This is a genomic window from Streptomyces sp. NPDC006235 (assembly GCF_040613735.1).
Lineage (GTDB): Bacteria > Actinomycetota > Actinomycetes > Streptomycetales > Streptomycetaceae > Streptomyces.
Genome location: NZ_JBEXSR010000037.1, coordinates 1 through 19635 on the forward strand (window position 1 = coordinate 1; position 19635 = coordinate 19635).

The window sequence follows — 19635 nt, forward strand, 5'->3', positions numbered from 1 at the left end:
GGCGCCCCGCCCATGCCGGCCGCGCCGCCGCCCGGCGGCCGCCCCGGCGGATACGGCTACCCGCCGGCCGCGAGCGCCCAGCGGCCCCCGGCCGCCCCGGCCGCCGGCGGACGCACGCGCCACTGGATCGAGATCAACGGCACACGCCATCAGATCTCCCGCCCGACGCTGGTGCTGGGCCGCAGCACCGACGCCGACGTGCGGATCGACGACCCCGGCGTCTCCCGCCGGCACTGCGAGATCCGGACCGGAACGCCCTCGACGATCCAGGATCTCGGATCCACCAACGGCATCGTGGTGGACGGGCAGCACACCACCCGCGCTACGCTCCGCGACGGCTCGCGGATCGTCGTGGGCAGTACCACCATCATTTACCGGCAAGCCGAAGGGTGAAGCGGGGGCAATGTCAGAGCTGACCCTCACGGTCATGCGGCTGGGTTTCCTGGCCGTACTGTGGCTGTTCGTGATCGTGGCCGTGCAGGTCATCCGCAGCGACCTGTTCGGTACGCGCGTCACCCAGCGCGGATCGCGCCGGGAGGCCGGCCGGCAGCAGCAGGCCGCCCGCCAGGCCCCACCGCAGCAGCGCCAGCAGTCCGGCGGCGGCCGGCGCGGCCGTAACGCTCCCACCAAGCTCGTCGTGACCGAGGGCACCCTCACCGGCACCACGGTCGCGCTCCAGGGCCAGACCATCACCCTGGGCCGGGCGCACGACTCGACGATCGTGCTGGACGACGACTACGCCTCCAGCCGCCATGCCAGGATCTACCCGGACCGCGACGGCCAGTGGATCGTCGAGGACCTCGGCTCCACCAACGGCACCTACCTGGACCGGAACCGGCTGACGACTCCCACACCGATTGCGCTGGGCGCGCCGATCCGCATCGGCAAGACCGTCATCGAGCTGCGGAAGTAGTACGACAATGAGCGAGCGGAGCGAGCACGCAGCGGCGGGCCCCACCCCGGGCCCCGGCGCGCTCCCGACCGGAGGGTGGGCAGTGTGGCTCGACACGACCGGCTGTACCCGGAGCCGACAGGCGAGGTGCGCATGAGTCTGTCACTGCGCTTCGCGGCCGGATCGCACAAGGGGATGATCCGGGAGGGCAACGAGGACTCCGGATACGCCGGCCCGCGCCTGCTCGCCATCGCCGACGGCATGGGCGGCGCCGCCGCGGGCGAGGTCGCCTCCTCCGAGGCCATCTCCACGATCGTCGCGCTCGACGACGACGTCCCCGGCTCCGACATCCTCACCTCGCTCGGCACGGCCGTACAGCGCGCCAACGACCAGCTGCGCTCGATGGTCGAGGAGGACCCCCAGCTGGAGGGCATGGGGACGACCCTCACGGCCCTGCTCTGGACCGGCCAGCGCCTCGGCCTGGTGCACGTCGGCGACTCGCGCGCGTACCTCCTGCGTGACGGCGTCCTGACGCAGATCACACAGGACCACACCTGGGTGCAGCGCCTGGTCGACGAGGGCCGCATCACCGAGGAAGAGGCCACCACCCACCCGCAGCGCTCCCTCCTCATGCGCGCGCTCGGCAGCGGCGACCACGTCGAACCGGACCTGTCCATCCGCGAGGTCCGCGCCGGCGACCGCTATCTGATCTGCTCCGACGGCCTGTCCGGCGTGGTGTCCCACCAGACCCTTGAGGACACCCTCGCCAGCTACCAGGGCCCCCAGGAGACCGTCCAGAACCTGATCGAGCTGGCACTGCGCGGCGGCGGCCCGGACAACATCACCGTCATCGTCGCCGACGTCCTCGACCTCGACACCGGCGACACCCTCGCCGGGCAGCTCTCCGACACCCCGGTCGTGGTCGGCGCCGTCGCCGAGAACCAGCACCAGCTCCACGACAACGGCATCATGCAGACCCCCGCCGGCCGCGCCTCCGGGCTCGGCCGCCAGGGACACGGCCAGGGCGGCGGCGAGTTCGGCCCGCCCGGCTCCGGTGACACCACCGGCTACATCCCGGCGGCCGGCCTGGACTACGGCGACGACGACTTCGTCAAGCCCCGCAGGAAGGGCCGCTGGCTGAAGAGATCCTTCTACGGCGCCCTCGCGCTGGCCGTCATCGGCGGCGGCCTGTACGGCGGCTGGCGCTGGACGCAGACGCAGTACTACGTCGGCGCCGAGGACGAACACGTCGCGCTGTACCGGGGCATCAGCCAGGACCTGGCGTGGGTGTCGCTGTCGAAGGTCGAGAAGGACCACCCCGAGATCGAACTCAAGTACTTGCCGCCTTACCAGCAGAAGCTGGTCAAGGCGACCATCGCCGAGGGCGGGCTGAAGAACGCCCAGGCGAAGATCCAGGAACTGTCGGTGCAGGCCTCCGCGTGCAAGAAGCAGGCGCAGCGGCGCGAAGCCGAGAGCCAGAACAACGCCAAGACCGGCGAGGGCGAGGCCGGGGGCACCACGGGAACCACTCCCGCCTCCTTCACGTCCAAGGCCACACCGACGCCGAACCCGTCGAACCCGTCGGGCTCGCCGTCGACGCCTGAGAAGTCCCCGAACCCGTCCACGACCGCACCTACTCCCAGCCCCGGCCCCAGCCTCTCGGAGGAAGAGCAGAAGGTCGTCTCGCTGTGCGGTAAGCAGTAGGCAAGCCGTGAGAGGCCCTGTTACACGATGAGCGGTACGAATACGTCGCACTCGCCGCAGCACCACACGTCCACGATCGGCGCGATCGGCGCACCGAGCAGACGGAACACCGAGCTGGCCCTGCTGGTGTTCGCCGTCGTCATCCCGGTGTTCGCCTACGCCAACGTCGGCCTGGCCATCAACGACTCGGTCCCGCCGGGTCTGTTGAGCTACGGCCTCGGACTCGGGCTCCTCGCGGGCGTCGGCCATCTGGTCGTACGGAAGTTCGCACCGTACGCGGACCCGCTGATGCTGCCGCTGGCTACGCTGCTGAACGGGATCGGCCTGGTCGTCATCTGGCGGCTGGACCAGTCGGAGAAGCTCCAGGCGAGCAGGACGTTCGTCGAGGCGGCTCCCCGCCAGCTGCTGTATTCCGCCATGGGCGTCACTCTGCTCGTGGTCGTACTGATCTTCCTCAAAGATCACCGTGTCCTGCAGCGCTACACCTACATCTCCATGGCCGGCGCGTTGTTCCTGCTGGTCCTGCCGCTCGTGCCCGGACTCGGAGCGGACGTCTACGGCGCCAAGATCTGGATCAAGATCCCCGGCCTCGGTACGCTCCAGCCCGGCGAGTTCGCGAAGATCGCCCTCGCGGTCTTCTTCGCCGGCTACCTCATGGTGAAGAGGGACGCCCTGGCTCTGGCCAGCCGCCGCTTCATGGGCCTGTACCTGCCGCGCGGCCGCGACCTCGGTCCGATCCTCGTCGTCTGGGTGATCTCGATCCTCGTGCTGGTCTTCGAGACCGACCTCGGCACGTCGCTGCTGTTCTTCGGAATGTTCGTCATCATGCTGTACGTCGCCACCGAGCGGACCAGCTGGATCGTCTTCGGTCTGCTGATGTCCGCGGTCGGCGCCGTCGGCGTGGCGAGCTTCGAGCCGCACATCCAGACGCGTGTGCAGGCCTGGCTCGACCCGATGCGCGAGTACGAACTCTCCCGGGCCGGCGTCCAGGACGGTGTCGTCCACTCCGAGCAGGCGATGCAGGCCCTGTGGGCCTTCGGCTCCGGCGGCACGCTCGGCACCGGCCTCGGTCAGGGCAACTCCGACCTCATCGGCTTCGCCGCCAACTCCGACTTCATCCTCGCCACCTTCGGCGAGGAGTTGGGCCTGGCGGGCGTCATGGCGATCCTGCTGCTCTACGGCCTGATCATCGAGAGGGGCGTACGCACCGCGCTCGCGGCCCGCGACCCGTTCGGCAAGCTGCTGGCCATCGGCCTGTCCGGCGCCTTCGGCCTCCAGGTCTTCGTCGTGGCCGGCGGTGTCATGGGCCTCATCCCGCTGACCGGTATGACGCTGCCGTTCGTGGCCTACGGCGGTTCCTCCGTGATCGCCAACTGGGCCTTGATCGGCATCCTGCTGCGCATCAGCGACACCGCCCGCCGCCCGGCTCCTGCTCCCGCCGGTAACCCCGACGCCGAGATGACTCAGGTGGTCCGCCCGTCATGAACAAGCCCCTGCGCCGAATCGCGATCTTCTGCGGCCTGCTCGTCCTTGCCCTGCTGATCCGCGACAACTGGATCCAGTACGTCAAGGCCGACGAGCTGAGGACCGACACCGAGAACCGTCGCGTCGCGATCGAGCGTTACTCCTCACCGCGCGGCGACATCATCGTCGGCGGCGACCCCATCACCGGGCACGCGACGACCACGTCGGGCGACTTCAAGTACAAGCGCACCTACAAGGACGGGCCCATGTGGGCGCCCGTCACCGGCTTCGTCTCGCAGGCCTTCGGCGCCAACCAGCTGGAGAACATCGAGGACGGCATCCTCAGCGGCAACGACGACCGGCTCTTCTTCCGCAACACGCTCGACATGCTGACGGGCAAGAAGAAGGAGGGCGGCAACGTCGTCACGACGCTCAACGCCGCCGCGCAGAAGGCCGCCTACAACGGCCTGGAGAAGCAGGGCGGCAAGGGCGCGGTCGTGGCGCTGGAGCCGTCCACCGGCAAGATCCTGGCGCTGGCGTCCTTCCCGTCGTACGACCCTTCGTCGATCGCCGGCAACAGTTCCAAGGACGCCGAGGCCTGGAAGAAGCTGGACAAGAAGAACAACCCGGACGACCCGATGCTCAACCGGGCCCTGCGCGAGACCTACCCGCCCGGCTCCACCTTCAAGGTCCTCACCGCGGCCGCCGCCCTGGAGGACGGGCTGTACACGGAAGCGGACCAGAAGACCAAGACGCCGCTGCCGTGGACCATGCCGGGCACCACGACCCAGCTGAAGAACGAGGGGAACATCCCCTGCAAGGACGCGACGCTGCGGGTGGCGCTCCAGTACTCCTGCAACACCGTCTTCGGCAAGATCGGCTCCGACCTCGGCAACGAGAAGATGCTGGAGGCGGCCAAGAAGTTCGGCTTCAACGAGGAGCAGTTCACGCCGGTCCGCTCCAGCGCGTCGGTGTTCTCCGACAACATGAACCCCTCGCAGACCGCGCTCTCCTCCATCGGCCAGTTCAACACCGCGGCCACCCCGCTGCAGATGGCCATGGTCGCCTCGGCCGTCGCCAACAACGGCACCCTGATGAAGCCGTACATGGTCGACGAACTCCAGGCCCCGAACGTCGACACCATCGAGAAGACCGAGCCGGAGGAGATGAGCAAGCCGATGTCGGCCGAGAACGCCCAGATCCTCCAGTCGATGATGGAGACCGTGGTCGAGAAGGGCACGGGTTCGAACGCCAAGATCCCCGGCGTCAAGGTGGGCGGCAAGACCGGTACCGCCCAGCACGGTGTCGACAACAGCGAGAACCCCTACGCCTGGTTCATCTCGTACGCCAAGGGCGACGACGGCAGCTCGCCGGTCGCCGTGGCGGTCGTGATCGAGGACGACAACGCCGTGCGTGACGACATCTCCGGCGGCGGCCTCGCGGCGCCGATCGCGAGGAACGTGATGGAGGCGGTCATCAAGAGCAAGCAGTGACTCCGCTCACGTCTGCTTCACATCGATGCACGTTGCGATACCGGTCCTGTATCGGCTGACGGGCTCGGCCAGGTCACACACAACGAGCCGGGTACGGTAGGCCCGGACGGCAGCCTCCGACCGTACAAGCTTCCGGTCGGGACCGACGGAGAGGGCTGGTAGGTAGCTATGGAAGAGCCGCGTCGCCTCGGCGGCCGGTACGAACTGGGCCAGGTGCTCGGGCGTGGTGGCATGGCGGAGGTCTACCTCGCGCATGACACCCGCCTCGGCCGCACCGTGGCGGTGAAGACGCTGCGCGCGGATCTCGCGCGTGACCCTTCCTTCCAGGCCCGGTTCCGCCGGGAGGCCCAGTCGGCCGCCTCGCTCAACCATCCCGCGATCGTCGCGGTCTACGACACGGGCGAGGACTACATCGACAACGTGTCGATCCCGTACATCGTCATGGAGTACGTAGACGGCTCGACACTCCGCGAACTGCTCCACAGCGGCCGCAAGCTCCTGCCCGAGCGCGCCATGGAAATGACCATCGGCATCCTCCAGGGCCTGGAGTACGCCCACCGCAACGGCATCGTCCACCGCGACATCAAGCCGGCGAACGTCATGCTGACGCGCAACGGCCAGGTCAAGGTGATGGACTTCGGCATCGCCCGCGCCATGGGCGACTCCGGTATGACGATGACGCAGACGGCCGCCGTCATCGGCACCGCCCAGTACCTCTCGCCGGAGCAGGCGAAAGGCGAGCAGGTCGACGCGAGGTCGGACCTCTACTCCACCGGCTGTCTGCTGTATGAGCTCCTGACGGTGCGGCCCCCCTTCGTCGGCGACTCCCCGGTCGCCGTCGCGTACCAGCACGTCCGCGAAGAGGCCCAGGCCCCGTCGGTCTTCGACCCCGAGATCACGCCCGAGATGGACGCGATCGTCCTCAAGGCACTGGTCAAGGACCCCGACTACCGCTACCAGTCGGCCGACGAGATGCGCGCCGACATCGAGGCCTGCCTCGACGGCCAGCCGGTCGCGGCCACGGCCGCGATGGGCTCGGTGGGCTACGGCGGCTACCCCGACGACCAGCCGACGACGGCCCTGCGCGCGGACTCCGGCGCGGGCGCCACGTCGATGCTGCCCCCGATGAACCCGGACGACGACGGCTACGGCTACGACGACCGCCCGGACCGGCGCCGCCAGCAGCAGCGCAAGTCCAACACCTCGACGATCCTGCTGGTCGTGGCGGGCATCCTCGTACTGGTCGGAGCGATCCTGATCGGACGGTGGGCGTTCAGCGGCAACGGAGGCGTGGGCGACGACACCATCCCCGCGCCCAACTTCGTCGGTGAGACCCAGGAGAACGCCCGCAAGCTGGCCGACAACGCCGACCTGAAGCTGACCTTCTCCAAGAAGCCCTGCGAAAAGCAGGTCAAGGGCAACATCTGCTCGCAGGACCCGAAGGCCGAAACAGACGTCCAGAAGGGCGACACCATCGCCCTGGTGGTGTCGACCGGGGCGCCGAAGGTGGCTGTGCCGAGCGTCGTGGGCGACAGCCTCGAAGACGCCAAGGCGAAGCTGGAGGACGACAAGTACGAGTTCGTCGTCGAGACGAAGTCGAAGGAGTCCCCCGAGGAGCCCGGCACCGTCCTGGAGCAGAACCCGCGCCTGGGCGAGGAAGTGGAGAAGGGCTCCACGATCACCCTCACCGTCGCCAAGGAGGCGGAGAAGTCCACCGTCCCGGACGTCCTCGGCCAGAGCTGCGACCAGGCCAAGCAGCAGATGCAGGCCAGCAACCTGGTCGGCAACTGCACCGAGGTGGAGACCGACGACGACAACCAGGTCGGCAAGGTCATCCAGACCACGCCGCAGGCCGGCACGTCGGTCGACCCGAACTCGTCGGTCAACATCCAGATCGGCAAGAAGAAGGAACAGCAGAAGACGCGCGTGCCCCAGGTCGTCGGTCAGAACGTCGGCCAGGCCAAGCAGATCCTCGCGGCGGCCGGCTTCACCAACATCCAGTTCGCGGGCGGCAGCGACCAGAGCGACACCGCCCTCGTCGCCGGCCAGGACCCGCAGGGTAACCAGGAGGTCGACGACCCGGCGGGGACGACGATCACTCTCCAGACCGTCGGCGTCGGCAACAACAACGGCGGCAACAACGGCGGCGGCGGAAACGGCGGCTTCTTCGGCGGCATCAGCGGCCGCGAGGAGGACTGACCGCCAGGGTCGCACCCGGACCGACTCACGGCAGAGCCCCGGCAACCTCCACAGGGTGCCGGGGCTTTGCCGTGCGGTGGCGTGGCCAGTACCGCGGTGCGCTAGAAGCGCAGTTCCTTCGGCGGTGTCCGGTCCGCGTTCACCTTCTCGACCCGCTCCAGCTCGCCCCACACGATGTACCGGTACGTGCTCGTGTACACGGGCGTGCAGGTCGTCAGCGTGATGTAGTGGCCCGGCTTCTTCTTGCCGGACTCCTTCGGGACCTGCGAGAGGACCTTCACGTTGTACTTCGAGGTCTCGGGAAGGATGTCGTAGACCTTGTAGACGTACCACTTGTCCTTCGTCTCGAAGACGATCGGGTCGCCCTTCCTGATCTTGTCGATGTTGTGGAACTTGGCACCGTGCCCGTCCCGGTGGGCCGCCAGGGAGAAGTTGCCCTTCTTGCCCGACATCGGCAGGACCGCCTTGACGGGATCGGTGTAGTACCCGGCAACACCGTCGTTGAGGATCTTGTTCGACGTGCCCTTCTCGACCAGGACCTCGCCGTTGCTCATCGCCGGCACGTGCAGGAACCCGATGCCGTTCTTGGTGTCCAGCGCACCGGGGCCGCCCCGGCCGTGAGCCCAGTCGTCACGGACCTTGTCCGCCTGTTTCCCGGCCGCGCGGTCGGCGACCACGTTCGTCCACCAGAGCGAGTAGGCGACGAACAGGCCCAGCACCAGGCCCGCGGTGATGAGGAGTTCCCCGAAGACGCTCACCGCCATGGCGATCGGGCCGGGACGGCGCCGGGCCGCGGACGGCCGGGACGCCCCCGCGCCGGTGTGCTCTTCGTGCTCCGTGTCGGTGGTCGCTGCCACTGGTCATCTGCCCTTAACTGACGAGCGCATCCGGCTTGCCCTTGCTGCGCGGCCGTTCCTCGACCATCTTGCCCCAGACGATCATCCGGTACTTGCTGGTGAACTCCGGCGTGCACGTGGTCAGCGTGATGTAACGGCCGGGCTCGGTGAACCCCGACCCCGGGGGGACGGGGTTCAGAACGCTCGTGTTGCTGGGCGGCGTGACCGGCAGGATCGACGCCATCTTGTAGACGTAGTACTTGTCCTGCGTCTCCACGACGATCGGATCGCCCTTGGTGAGCCTGTTGATGTACCGGAACGGTTCTCCATGGGTGTTGCGGTGGCCCGCGAGCCCGAAGTTCCCGGTCTTGTCGCCCGGCATCGCCGTCTTCAGCGCGCCCTCGGCGTAGTGGCCGACCATGCCCCGGTCGAGCACGCCCTTGCTGCTCGTGCCCTCGGCGATCGGCACCACCACGTCCAGCTTCGGGATGTGCAGGATGGCGAAGCCCTGCCCGGGCTCGAAGACCCCCGGGTTGCGCTTGCCGTTCGCCCAGTCGTCCTGGAGGCTGCTGGCCTCCTTGCCGGCCTGCGCGTGCGCCCGCACGTTCGTCCACCACAGCTGGTACGTGACGAACAGCAACATCAGCACACCCGTGGTGATGAACACCTCACCTATCGCCCGGCTGGCCACCACCGCCGGACCCGGCTTGCGCGCCCGCGCCTGCCGCCGCGCCTCGACCCGCGACAGCGGCGCCCGCCGCTCCTCCCGCCCCGAGCCCCGCGCCGAGCCCCGCGCCGAGCCCTGGACTGATTCCTGAGCCGAGCGGCCCTCCGAAGCGCCGCCATGACGCCCGTGACGGCGCTTGGCGGCCTTTCTGCGGGCCGCACGGCCGCCGTGGGCGGGTCCGCCGTGCCGCGGCGCGGCAGAGCCCGGAGAGCCGGATACGGGGTCACCGGCCGCGGTCGGTGGCGGATCCGGTATCCGCAGCGCCACCGTCTCCTCGTCGGCCGGAGGCAGATACGGCTCGTCCGGAACGGGCTCGTACGACGTCGGGTACGGCTCGGGCGAGGGCGGCTGCGGCTGCGGTCCCGGCCGCGGAGAAGCCCCGTACGCCCCTCCACCCGACCAGTCCTCGAACGCACCCGGCACCCCGTACGGCTGCTGCCCGTACGAGGTGTCGGACTCGCGCTCGGGGCGCAGCGCCGTCACGCCGTGGCCCTGCCCACCACCGGGGCGAGCCCGGCCGACCTCGCCACCGCGCCCTGGTCCCCGCACTCCACCAGCCAGTTGGCCAGCATCAGGTGCCCGTGCTCGGTCAGCACCGACTCGGGGTGGAACTGCACTCCCTCGACCGGGAGTTCGCGATGCCTCAGACCCATGACGATCCCGTCGTGCGTCCGGGCCGTGACCTCCAGCTCGGCCGGGACCGTCGCGGGCTCGGCGGCCAGCGAGTGGTAGCGCGTCGCCGTGAAGGGCGAGGGCAGGCCGGCGAAGACACCCCGGCCGGTGTGCTCGACCGGCGAGGTCTTGCCGTGCAGCAGCTCGGGCGCACGGTCCACGACCCCGCCGTACGCCACCTGCATCGACTGCATGCCGAGGCAGACACCGAAGACCGGGACGCCCGTGGCGGCGCAGTGCCGGACCATGTCGACACAGACGCCCGCCTGCTCCGGGGTGCCCGGGCCCGGGGAGAGCAGGACACCGTCGAAGCCGTCCTGGGCGTGCGCCGTCGACACCTCGTCGTTGCGCAGGACCTCGCACTCGGCGCCCAGCTGGTACAGGTACTGGACCAGGTTGAAGACAAAGCTGTCGTAGTTGTCGACGACGAGAATGCGCGCGCTCACTGGTTGTCCACCGTCACATCGTTGAAGGGCAGCAGCGGTTCCGCCCACGGGAAGACGTACTGGAAGAGGACGTAGACCACGGCCACGACCAGGACGAGTGAGATCAGCGCCTTCACCCACGTGTTCCCCGGCAGATGCCGCCAGATCCAGCCGTACATGCCGTCCCTTCCGTCGTACCACGGCACCAGACCCACGCCGTACAGCCACCAGACTAACGGCGCAACGCCTCAGGTTTCCCTGCCTCCACAGGCTGTGTGGAGTCCAGGTGCGCCCAGACGATCAGCCGATGACTGTGCCCCCACTCCGGTTCGCACGTGGTCAGCGTCAGATACCGGCCCGCACGCGTGTACCCGGATGTACGTGGGACAGGATCGATCACCTCGATGTCGGAGGGCACTGTTTTGTACGGGCCTTTGTCGATCCGATACGTGAACCAGGTCGTGCCGTCGGTCAGCACCACGGCGTCACCCCGCCTCAGCTGGGGAAAGTCCTTGAAGGGGTCGCCGTGGGTGCGGCGGTGGCCGGCGACCGCGAAGTTCCCCTTCTGACCGAGCTGGGCGGTCTCCGCGTAGTGGCCCAGGCCCTTCTTCAGGGTGCCGGTGGCCGTGCCTTCGAGCACCGGCTTGTTCCACGTGAAACCAAGACGCGGGATGTACATGATCGCGAAAGGCTTGCCCTTGGCGTAGGGCGCGGGTTTCGGCGGGCCCGTGGTGTTCGCGGTGGAGGAGCCGGCCGCCGCGGGAGGCGCGCTCGACTTCGCCCACTGCTCCTGGAGCAGTTCGACCTGGTCTTCCATGACGTCGTCGGCCTTCACGCCGGTCCAGAACAGCACGTAGACCACGAACAGCACGATCACGCCGCCGACGGTGATGCACAGTTCGCTGACGGTCCTGACGATCACACGCACCGGCGGCTCCCCCGGCCAGGCTGCTACTCCACAGGCTTCGCGTAGTGCAGATCCACTGTGCCCGAGTAGCCGGGAAGAGTCACCGGCCCGTTCTCCTCGACTTTCCAGCCGAGCCCGTAGACGTTGACGTAGACCATGTAGTTCTGGATCGCCGGGGACGCCGCGAGCGCCTTCTGCAGCTTGTCCGGGTCGCCGACCGCCGTGATCTTGTAGGGCGGTGAGTAGACGCGGCCCTGGAGGATCAGGGTGTTGCCCACGCAGCGCACGGCGCTGGTGGAGATCAGCCGCTGGTCCATGACCTTGATGCCCTTGGCCCCGCCCTGCCACAGCGCGTTCACCACGGCCTGGAGGTCCTGCTGGTGGATGACCAGGTAGTCGGGCTGCGGCTCGGGATAACCGGGCAGCTTGGCGGTGGCGTCCGGCGGGGCGTCGTTGAGCGTGACGGTGAGCGACTCGCCCGTGAGCTTCTGCGTGCCGGCGCGCTTCTCCAGGGCGGCGAGCTTGTCGTCCTCCGCCTTGGTGCTGCCGTCGTCGCGCTCGGCGAGCGCCTCTATCTCCTTGCGCAGGGTCCCGTTGGTCTCGTCCAGCGCGCCGTTCTCCCGGCTGCGCTCCTGGATGAGGTCGGACAGCTTCAGCAGCGAGGCGTCCGTGCGGATGTCGGTGCCCTTGGCGGTGTTGAAGCTGGTGAAGAAAATGAGCCCCGCGAGAGCGAAGACGGCCGCCGTGAGGATCCGCACGGGCCGGAAACGCCGCGCGCGCTCAGGGGTGGATCCCGTCCCGGGGGAGTCGGCAGAATTGCTCAACGTACCCTTATCTCCTTCGGCGCCACGGAAGCACTACGCTAACGGACGCCCGGGGGAGCACTCAGAGTCCCCTCACGCTGCCCCGAGACCGACCCAGTTACCTGCGCGGCCACGCAGCGCATCGACAGGAGAGACCCTCGTGCCGAAGTCACGTATCCGCAAGAAGGCCGACTACACGCCGCCGCCTGCGAAGCAGACGACCGCCATCAAGCTGAACAGCCGTGCCTGGGTCGCGCCCGTCATGTTGGCCATGTTCCTCATCGGCCTGGCCTGGATCGTCGTCTTCTACGTCACCGACGGGTCGCTGCCCATCGACTCGCTGGGCAACTGGAACATCGTGGTCGGCTTCGGCTTCATCGCCGCCGGATTCGGTGTCTCGACCCAGTGGAAGTAGCGGCCACCCGCAGGTGAACGCAGTTCTGCCCAGGGTTGTTCACTGAGTTATCCACAGCGGTTTTCCACAGGTGGAAAAGAAACGACGATCTGTGGATAACTCGTTGAGTGTTGACGCCGGTATGACGGAAGTACTGCGACTCGAAAACTTGTTCGCCCCCTGCCTGATCTGCGGAAACGCTGGTCAGTGTCAGGGGGCACAGGTGTTCCCGCACCCTATGCACAAGATCCGCCACCCGCTGTGGACAACGCTCGCGCTCAGCTGAGCTGGGACGTCCTCAACAGGGTCAACAGGATGACCACGGCGAGGACCAGCGCACACGTGCCGTACTGGATCAGGGCACGTCGCTCGCGCGGGGCGTGGACCATGGCGTATCCGACGACGACACCGGCGACCAAGCCACCGATGTGGGCCTGCCAGGAGATGTTGAAGCCCGGGCTGAACGTGAAGATCAGGTTGATCACGAGCAGCGCGATGATGGGCCGCATGTCGTAATTGCGCTGGCGCATCAGCACGGCCGTGGCGCCGAACAGGCCGAAGATCGCGCCGGAGGCACCCAGTGTCGCCGTGTTCGGGGAGGCCAGCAGATAGGCCAGGGTGCTGCCCGCGAGTCCGGAGATGAAGTAGAGCGCGAGATAGCGCACACGGCCGAGGGCCGCTTCGAGTGGGCCGCCGAGCCACCAGAGGCTGAGCATGTTGAACCCGATGTGCCAGATCTCCTGGTGCGTGAACATCGACGTCACCATGCGGTACCACTCGCCCCCCGCCACTCCCTGGGTGGGCGTGAAGGGCGCGGGCGGCCAGGCGCCGACCAGGGCGAGATCGGTCGCGAGCGACTCATGGGCCTGGATGGCGATGAAGACGACCAGGTTGATCCCGATGAGGATCTTGGTCAGCAGGCGGGGATCAGCGTGGAGGGTGCCGCCGGCGATCGTCCGGGGCATGGCGGCCGTGGGCGCGTGACCGGTGCCGGAGCCACTGCGGACGCACTCGGGGCACTGGAAGCCGACGGAGGCGTTGACCATGCACTCGGGGCAGATCGGGCGCTCGCAGCGGGTGCAGCGGATGCCCGTCTCGCGGTCCGGGTGGCGGTAGCACATGGGGACGCTGTGGGCGTCCTGCGGGCTGCCCGCAGCCTGGTCGTCCATGGGATCCCCTTGGTCGTGAGAGAAAAGCCCGCCCCGCTCATCTTTACGGACGAGCGGGGCGATTGGTTCCCTGCGAGGGCTTCGGCACTCGGCGGGTCTCAGCGGTTCTCGATGACGACCGACTCGATGACCACGTCGTTGAGCGGGCGGTCGGTGCGCGGGTTCGTCTGGGTCGTGGCGATGGTGTCCACGACCTTCTGGCTGGCCGCGTCGGTGACCTCGCCGAAGATGGTGTGCTTGCGGTTCAGCCACGCCGTCGGGGAGACGGTGATGAAGAACTGCGAGCCGTTGGTGCCCGGGCCGGCGTTGGCCATCGCCAGCAGGTACGGCTTGTCGAAGCGCAGGTCCGGGTGGAACTCGTCCTCGAACTGGTAGCCGGGGCCGCCGGTGCCGTTACCCAGCGGGTCACCGCCCTGGATCATGAAGCCACTGATCACCCGGTGGAAGACCGTGCCGTCGTAGAGCCTGTCCGTGGTCTTCTGGCCCGTCTCCGGGTGGGTCCACTCCCGCTCGCCCTGGGCGAGCTCGACGAAGTTCTTGACCGTCTTGGGGGCGTGGTTCGGCAGAAGCCGGACTTCGATGTCGCCGTGGTTGGTCTTCAGGGTGGCGTAGAGCTGCTCAGCCACGATCTGCCTTCCGTTGTCTTTCTGTGACTCCCTGATCCTCGCATGGACGGGGCTCCGCGTCGCCCGACCTCGGTTCATGGGAGGTAAACCGGGTCGATCGCTTGCGGAAAACCAGTCGACTAGTCCCGGGGCGGGGGCGCGCGGCGGCGATCCGTGGCATTGTCGACGACAAGCTCCTGTTGAACCCTATTCATCCGCTATTGCAGGTGATCGGCTCCCCATCAGTGTTCGGTCCGCTCTTGATCGGTTTTCGACCGGAGGTGACCCGGAGCCGGCTCCCGTGACCCGGATGCCCGCCCGCGCATGCCTGGTGGTGCGCCGGGAGGCATGATCCGTAAAAGGGTGGAAAGTCGAAATACCGTACGCCACCGAGGAGGAGGAACCCGTGACCCGCATCGACAGCGTGCGCGCCGCGACTGGTTCGGCGAAGGACAGCGTGCTGCACGCCGCGGAAGTGGTGGCGCCCTACGCCGACACGGCCAAGGACAGGGCCGCGCACTACGCACACGAGGCACGCGTACGGCTAGCGCCCAAGGTGACGCAGGCCGCCGGGCAGGCGCGCGTCCAGTACGGCGCCCATGTGCAGCCGTATCTGGAGCAGGCCCGCACGCATGTGCCGCCGAAGGTCGACCAGGCCGCCCATGAGGCCGCCGTCCGCACGCGCAAGGCCGCCCGGCAGGCGGCGGAGTACTCCAGGCCGAGGCTCGAGCAGGCGGTGGCCGCGGCCGTGCCCGTCACGAGCGAGGCCGCCGCCCGGAGTGTGGCCGCGATGGCCGCGCTGCGCGGTCAGGTCTCGTCGAAGGAGGTCCAGAAGCTGATCCGCAGGCAGGAACGGCGGGCGAGGGCCGGCCGGGCCATGAAGACGCTGGTCGTTCTGGGCGCCCTCGCGGGCGGTGCCTTCGCGGCGTGGAAGTGGTGGGACAAGCAGGCCAACCCGGACTGGCTGGTGGAGCCGCCCGCCGCGACGGAGGTTCCCGAGTCGGGCCGTCTGTCCTCCGTGGACGGCAGTGGCCAGTCCGTTCTGGACCCGGAGGTCGAGGCGAAGCAGGCCGAGGACGAGGCCACCAAGCCCGACGACCGTCCCTGACGGCCACCGGATCGAATAGCGCGGCGGGGCGGGAGACTTGAGGCTCGGACGTCCGAGCCTGCGAGTCTCCCGCCCCGCCGCGCTGTTTCACGTGAAACGAAAGCCCCCCGAACCACGTTTCCGCAGTTCGGAGGGGTTGAGAGTGGAGCCTAGGGGAGTCGAACCCCTGACATCTGCCATGCAAAGACAGCGCTCTACCAACTGAGCTAAGGCCCCGGAAGAGGAACGTCCGCCCGGAGAAAATCTTGTCCCGGCGGGCGTCGGAGACCAGAGTACCGGGTCACCCCCATGATTCCGCAAAAGGATTGGGGGTCCCCGTCGCCGACCACTCTCCGTAAGATGCTCGGCGTGGTTCGCTACCGCGAACCGCCGTACTTGGGGAAGCGATGGGGAGACGCAATGGACGCCGCACAGCAGGAAGCCACCGCAAGAGCGCGGGAACTGCAGCGGAACTGGTACGGGGAGCCGCTGGGGGCGCTCTTCCGTAGGCTCATCGACGATCTTGGTCTCAACCAGGCTCGTCTCGCGGGGGTTCTGGGACTGTCCGCACCGATGTTGTCGCAGCTCATGAGCGGCCAGCGGGCGAAGATCGGCAACCCCGCTGTGGTGCAGCGGGTGCAGTTGCTTCAGGACCTGGCGGGGCAGGTCGCGGACGGCAGCGTGAGCGCGGCCGAGGCCACGGAGCGCATGGAGGAGATCAAGAAGTCACAGGGGGGCTCGGTGCTCAGCAACACCACGCAGACCACGAGCAGTTCGGGGGCGCCCACGGTCAAGCGGGTCGTCCGGGAGATCCAGTCGCTGCTGCGCTCGGTGGCGGCGGCGGGTGACATCATCGACGCCGCGGAGACGCTCGCCCCGACCCACCCGGAGCTGGCCGAGTTCCTCCGGGTGTACGGCGCCGGCCGCACGTCGGACGCGGTCGCGCACTACCAGTCCCACCAGAACTGACCCGTCGCCCGGCCGCCGAAGGGGGTTCGGCACCGGGCATCGGGTGAGGTGACGAGGGCTGCGTCACGGTACGGGCGGACACGAGGGGGCGTGTGCCGTACGGGGGACCGTTCGACGCGAGGGGGACGTGTATCACTCATCGGGAGAGTCTCGGGGGAGTCATGGGGGGCGCAGGGAGTCGTTTCGCCCGTCGGGGAGTCGTCACGCTCGTCGAGGGGGAAGCAAGGGGGGAGACCACAGGGGGAGGAGCGACGTACAGCCATGGGTGAGGTGTTCGCCGGCCGGTACGAACTGGTCGATCCGATCGGGCGCGGAGGGGTCGGCGCCGTCTGGCGTGCCTGGGACCACCGCCGCCGCCGCTATGTTGCCGCCAAGGTCCTGCTCCAGAGCGACGCGCACTCGCTGCTGCGCTTCGTCCGGGAACAGGCACTGCGGATCGACCATCCCCATGTGCTCGCCCCGACCAGCTGGGCCGCCGACGACGACAAGGTCCTGTTCACCATGGACCTGGTCGCGGGCGGCTCACTGGTCCACCTCGTCGGGGACTACGGGCCTCTGCCGCCGGCCTTCGTCTGCACGCTGCTCGACCAGCTGCTGGCGGGCCTGGCCGCGGTCCACGCGGAGGACGTGGTGCACCGTGACGTCAAACCCGCCAACATCCTGCTGGAAGCCACCGGCACGGGCCGGCCGCGGCTGCGGCTGTCCGACTTCGGCATCGCGATGCGGCTGGGCGAGCCCCGCCTGACCGAGACCAACCTCGTGGTGGGGACGCCCGGTTATCTCGCGCCCGAGCAGATGATGGGCGCGGAGCCGGACTTCCCCGCCGACCTGTTCGCCGTAGGCCTGGTCGCGCTGTATCTGCTGGAGGGCGCCAAGCCGGACAGCAAGGCGCTCATCCAGTACTTCGCCGAGCACGGGACTCCCGGTGCGCCCAAGGGCATCCCGGAGCCGCTGTGGCAGGTGGTGGCCATGCTGCTCCAGCCGGACCCGCAGGCCCGGTTCCGTACGGCCACGGGGGCGCGCAAGGCGCTCGCCGCCGCCGCGGAGCTCCTGCCCGAGCCCGGCCCGGACGACGAACTGATCGAGATCTTCGACCAACTCGGCCCGCTGCCCCCGGGGTTCGCGCCGGACGGCCCGCTGGAGAGAGCGCGGGGTCTGCCGCCGAGAGAGGGCGAACCGGTCGGCCCGGCGACGAACGAGCGGTACCGTCCGGCTGACGAGCCGCGGTCCCGGCAGGACGCCCCGGCCCCCTCGGGAACGGACGCGCCGGTTTCGCGGCAAGGCCCGGACGCCGCGGTCCTACGGCCCGGCCCCGGCCAGGACACCGCCCCGCCGGCCACTCCCGCCCAGCCGCCCTCCATGTCGGACACCGGCAGCTTCCACCTGCCGCCGCCACAGGCCACGGGCACCGGCTCCCCCACACCGGACCATGCCGCACAGGCACAGGCACAGGCAGAAGCACAAGCGCAGGCCTCACCCCAGCACGCCCTCTACTCCCCCTACGACCCCACACACCCGCGGTCGCCCTCGCACCCGGCGCCTCCGGCACACCCGCACCACGCGGGCTATCCCAGTCAGCCGCTGCCCCCGGCAACACAGCAGCTCACCCACACCTCAACAGCCCCGTACACCACGCAGAGCCCGACCCCGCATGCCCCGCCGCCCGGACAAGGGACTCCGCCCGGCCAGGGCACTTCACGGCACCGGGCACGCCGTCCCCGCCGCCCCGGCCCGCCGGCCAAGGTGGCGGTCCCGCTCCTGCTCCTCGCCCTGGCCTGCTACGCCGTAGAGTTCTGGGCCCTGGCCCGCATCTGAACCCTCCTGGACCTCAGAGAGCCTCACCCGGTGCTCCTGCGCCGAGCCACCACGGTCCACACCCCGAGCCCCACCAGCAGCGCGCTCCCGGTGCCGATGCCGCCCACGGCGACGACCCGCATCGCGGTGTCGTCACCCCCGGCCACGCCTTCGGCCGCGGCCTCCCGGTCCTCGTCCGACACCTCGAAGACGCCCTGCGGCTCGGACTCCCCCACGTAGTCGGGACCGCTGCGCGGCTGACCGCTCACCCGGACCCGCAGGGTCATCGGGAACGGCCCGTCCCCGAAGCTGTCGGCGACGCTCTTCGCGAGGTGCGCGACGAGGTAGTAGGAGCCGGCGAAGCGCATCGCACCGACCTGCTTGATGACGGCGTAGCGGTTGGCGTGGTCGACCGGCGGCAGGGGAGGCAGGCTGCCGGACTTCTGGCCGCCGTTGTAGCCGACGCCCACGTCCGCGACGGGGCCGCGCGCCGGGTTGTACAGGGCCAGGTCCAGCGCGTCGGACGTGTAGCCGGTGCCTCCGGAGGCCGTGCTGCCCAGGTCGGCGGTGACATGGAGCTGCTGGCCCCAGTCGACCGGCACCTCGTAGAAGAGGGTCTGGCCGGGCCGGATGTCGTCCCGCCAGACTCCTTGGTCCAGCGGGGTCGCCGCGGCGAACCCCGCACCGCCCCGGCGGTTCTCGGCCTCCTCCTGAAGCGGCTGGGGCGAGGCGGAGTTCCACACCTCGGGTGCGCTGGTCGGCCCGGTCTTCTCCGTCCCGGGCTCCGTCATGGCGACGAGTTCCAGGTCCCAGGCGTCGGGCGAGGAGCCCTCGCCCTTCGGGTCGGCGCGCTCGACGGACACGTAGTAGGTTCCGGCCTCCCGGCACAACGGCTTGGTGGGCGAGATCTCGCGCCGGCCCCACGCCGCGATCGGGTGTGGGCTGCGGGCGGCGCCGAAAGTCGTGACATCGCTGGAGCAGGGGGTGCCGTCGTCGTCCTCCACGGACACCTGGAGCCCGTCGATGACCGAGACGGTGCTGCCGGGGGAGGGGACGGCGGTGACGGAGACGTACGCGTTCGACGTGGCGTCCAGCTGGAGGCGGTAGCTGACCTTGCCGCTGCTCGGGAGTGAGCTCTTGTAGGTCGTGCCGGGCGTCAGCGCCACGGCGTCGGCGGTGCTCCTCGCCCCCTTGATGCTCCGGGCGTCACCGGCGAAGGCGTACGGGCTCGGCGACTGCGCCGTACCGGACGCCCCGGCGGCGGCCAGGGCGGCCTGTCCGGGCACCACGACAGCCGTCGTCCCCAGCACCACCGCCACGGCGCCCAGGCGCACGACCACCGACGGACGCCGACCGCGACGACCGCGCCACACACCCGCTCGCCCCCAGGCCGCACGCCTCCGAGCCGTACGACACCGTCCCCTCACGCGCCACCCCTCACGTCACCGGACCGCAGAACCGCCGTGCGTCCACCAACCGTGGAACCGTGGCCCAT

General features: G+C 69.2%; 19 protein-coding genes and 1 tRNA gene. 10 read left to right on the top strand and 10 right to left on the bottom strand.

From position 1 onward, the window contains the following. The 6 genes from ABZ192_RS32320 to pknB form a co-directional block, all read left to right on the top strand. The coding region (locus tag ABZ192_RS32320) for an FHA domain-containing protein (RefSeq protein WP_356928035.1) at nucleotides 1–393 on the top strand (393 nt) is incomplete at its 5' end. A 10-nt stretch (nucleotides 394–403) separates the two neighbouring features. Continuing rightward, nucleotides 404–913, top strand: a complete 510-nt coding sequence (locus ABZ192_RS32325) for an FHA domain-containing protein (RefSeq protein ID WP_020273104.1) — start codon at nucleotides 404–406, stop codon at nucleotides 911–913. Nucleotides 914–1045: 132 nt separating this feature from the next. Beyond that, nucleotides 1046–2596 carry a Stp1/IreP family PP2C-type Ser/Thr phosphatase gene (locus ABZ192_RS32330; protein ID WP_356928036.1) on the top strand — a complete coding sequence of 517 codons (1551 nt, stop codon included), beginning with the start codon at nucleotides 1046–1048 and terminating at the stop codon, nucleotides 2594–2596. 27 nt (nucleotides 2597–2623) lie between these two features. After that, nucleotides 2624–4081: an FtsW/RodA/SpoVE family cell cycle protein gene (locus ABZ192_RS32335; RefSeq protein ID WP_356928037.1), complete on the top strand. Its 1458-nt coding sequence runs from the start codon at nucleotides 2624–2626 to the stop codon at nucleotides 4079–4081. After that, a complete protein-coding gene (locus ABZ192_RS32340) occupies nucleotides 4078–5553 on the top strand; it encodes a penicillin-binding protein 2 (protein WP_356928038.1) in 1476 nt (491 codons plus the stop codon). Before ABZ192_RS32335 ends, ABZ192_RS32340 begins: the two co-directional genes overlap by 4 nt. A 168-nt stretch (nucleotides 5554–5721) precedes the next feature. After that, nucleotides 5722–7752, top strand: a complete 2031-nt coding sequence (gene pknB / locus ABZ192_RS32345; RefSeq protein WP_356928039.1) for a Stk1 family PASTA domain-containing Ser/Thr kinase — start codon at nucleotides 5722–5724, stop codon at nucleotides 7750–7752. A 101-nt stretch (nucleotides 7753–7853) separates the two neighbouring features. On the opposite strand, the gene ABZ192_RS32350 is transcribed toward pknB, so the two are convergent. From ABZ192_RS32350 to ABZ192_RS32375, 6 genes are read right to left on the bottom strand one after another with little or no spacing between them, the layout of a single operon-like run. Then, entirely contained in the window at nucleotides 7854–8609 is a 756-nt protein-coding gene (locus tag ABZ192_RS32350; protein ID WP_356928040.1) for a class E sortase, read from the bottom strand. Nucleotides 8610–8622: 13 nt separating this feature from the next. Continuing rightward, nucleotides 8623–9798: a class E sortase gene (locus tag ABZ192_RS32355; protein WP_356928041.1), complete on the bottom strand. Its 1176-nt coding sequence runs from the start codon at nucleotides 9796–9798 to the stop codon at nucleotides 8623–8625. Beyond that, complete coding sequence (locus tag ABZ192_RS32360) at nucleotides 9795–10433, bottom strand: aminodeoxychorismate/anthranilate synthase component II (protein ID WP_356928042.1); 639 nt, start codon at nucleotides 10431–10433, stop codon at nucleotides 9795–9797. Before ABZ192_RS32360 ends, ABZ192_RS32355 begins: the two co-directional genes overlap by 4 nt. Next, nucleotides 10430–10627: a hypothetical protein gene (locus tag ABZ192_RS32365; RefSeq protein WP_307176295.1), complete on the bottom strand. Its 198-nt coding sequence runs from the start codon at nucleotides 10625–10627 to the stop codon at nucleotides 10430–10432. The genes ABZ192_RS32360 and ABZ192_RS32365 overlap by 4 nt, the downstream gene beginning before the upstream one ends. Before the next feature lie 17 nt (nucleotides 10628–10644). Continuing rightward, nucleotides 10645–11340 (bottom strand): class E sortase, encoded by a 696-nt coding sequence (locus tag ABZ192_RS32370; RefSeq protein ID WP_356928043.1) that lies wholly within the window; start codon nucleotides 11338–11340, stop codon nucleotides 10645–10647. Between the two features lie 23 nt (nucleotides 11341–11363). Next, nucleotides 11364–12143 (bottom strand): DUF881 domain-containing protein, encoded by a 780-nt coding sequence (locus tag ABZ192_RS32375; protein ID WP_356928044.1) that lies wholly within the window; start codon nucleotides 12141–12143, stop codon nucleotides 11364–11366. A 139-nt stretch (nucleotides 12144–12282) separates the two neighbouring features. On the opposite strand from ABZ192_RS32375, the gene crgA reads away from it, so the two are divergent. Then, the gene (gene crgA, locus ABZ192_RS32380) at nucleotides 12283–12537 is read left to right on the top strand and encodes a cell division protein CrgA (protein ID WP_059417130.1); all 255 of its coding nucleotides are present in this window, start codon (nucleotides 12283–12285) and stop codon (nucleotides 12535–12537) included. Between the two features lie 257 nt (nucleotides 12538–12794). Here the strand turns inward: crgA and ABZ192_RS32385 are convergent, their stop codons facing one another. Together ABZ192_RS32385 and ABZ192_RS32390 are read right to left on the bottom strand one after the other, a co-directional pair. Continuing rightward, entirely contained in the window at nucleotides 12795–13685 is an 891-nt protein-coding gene (locus tag ABZ192_RS32385) for a rhomboid family intramembrane serine protease (RefSeq protein ID WP_356928045.1), read from the bottom strand. A gap of 98 nt (nucleotides 13686–13783) precedes the next feature. After that, nucleotides 13784–14311, bottom strand: coding sequence for a peptidylprolyl isomerase (locus ABZ192_RS32390; RefSeq protein WP_356928046.1), 528 nt, complete (start codon nucleotides 14309–14311; stop codon nucleotides 13784–13786). Between the two features lie 385 nt (nucleotides 14312–14696). Between ABZ192_RS32390 and ABZ192_RS32395 the strand changes: the two genes are divergently transcribed. Then, a complete protein-coding gene (locus ABZ192_RS32395; RefSeq protein ID WP_356928047.1) occupies nucleotides 14697–15398 on the top strand; it encodes a DUF5324 family protein in 702 nt (233 codons plus the stop codon). Between the two features lie 143 nt (nucleotides 15399–15541). Here ABZ192_RS32395 and ABZ192_RS32400 read toward each other — a convergent pair. Next, nucleotides 15542–15614, bottom strand: a tRNA-Ala gene (locus ABZ192_RS32400). Between the two features lie 183 nt (nucleotides 15615–15797). Between ABZ192_RS32400 and ABZ192_RS32405 the strand changes: the two genes are divergently transcribed. Continuing rightward, nucleotides 15798–16346: a DNA-binding protein gene (locus tag ABZ192_RS32405; RefSeq protein ID WP_243380052.1), complete on the top strand. Its 549-nt coding sequence runs from the start codon at nucleotides 15798–15800 to the stop codon at nucleotides 16344–16346. Between the two features lie 261 nt (nucleotides 16347–16607). Beyond that, entirely contained in the window at nucleotides 16608–18161 is a 1554-nt protein-coding gene (locus tag ABZ192_RS32410; protein WP_356928048.1) for a serine/threonine-protein kinase, read from the top strand. A 23-nt stretch (nucleotides 18162–18184) separates the two neighbouring features. On the opposite strand, the gene ABZ192_RS32415 is transcribed toward ABZ192_RS32410, so the two are convergent. Next, on the bottom strand, nucleotides 18185–19480 hold the full coding sequence (locus ABZ192_RS32415; RefSeq protein WP_356928049.1) for a hypothetical protein: 1296 nt from the start codon (nucleotides 19478–19480) through the stop codon (nucleotides 18185–18187). Nucleotides 19481–19635: the final 155 nt, after the last annotated feature.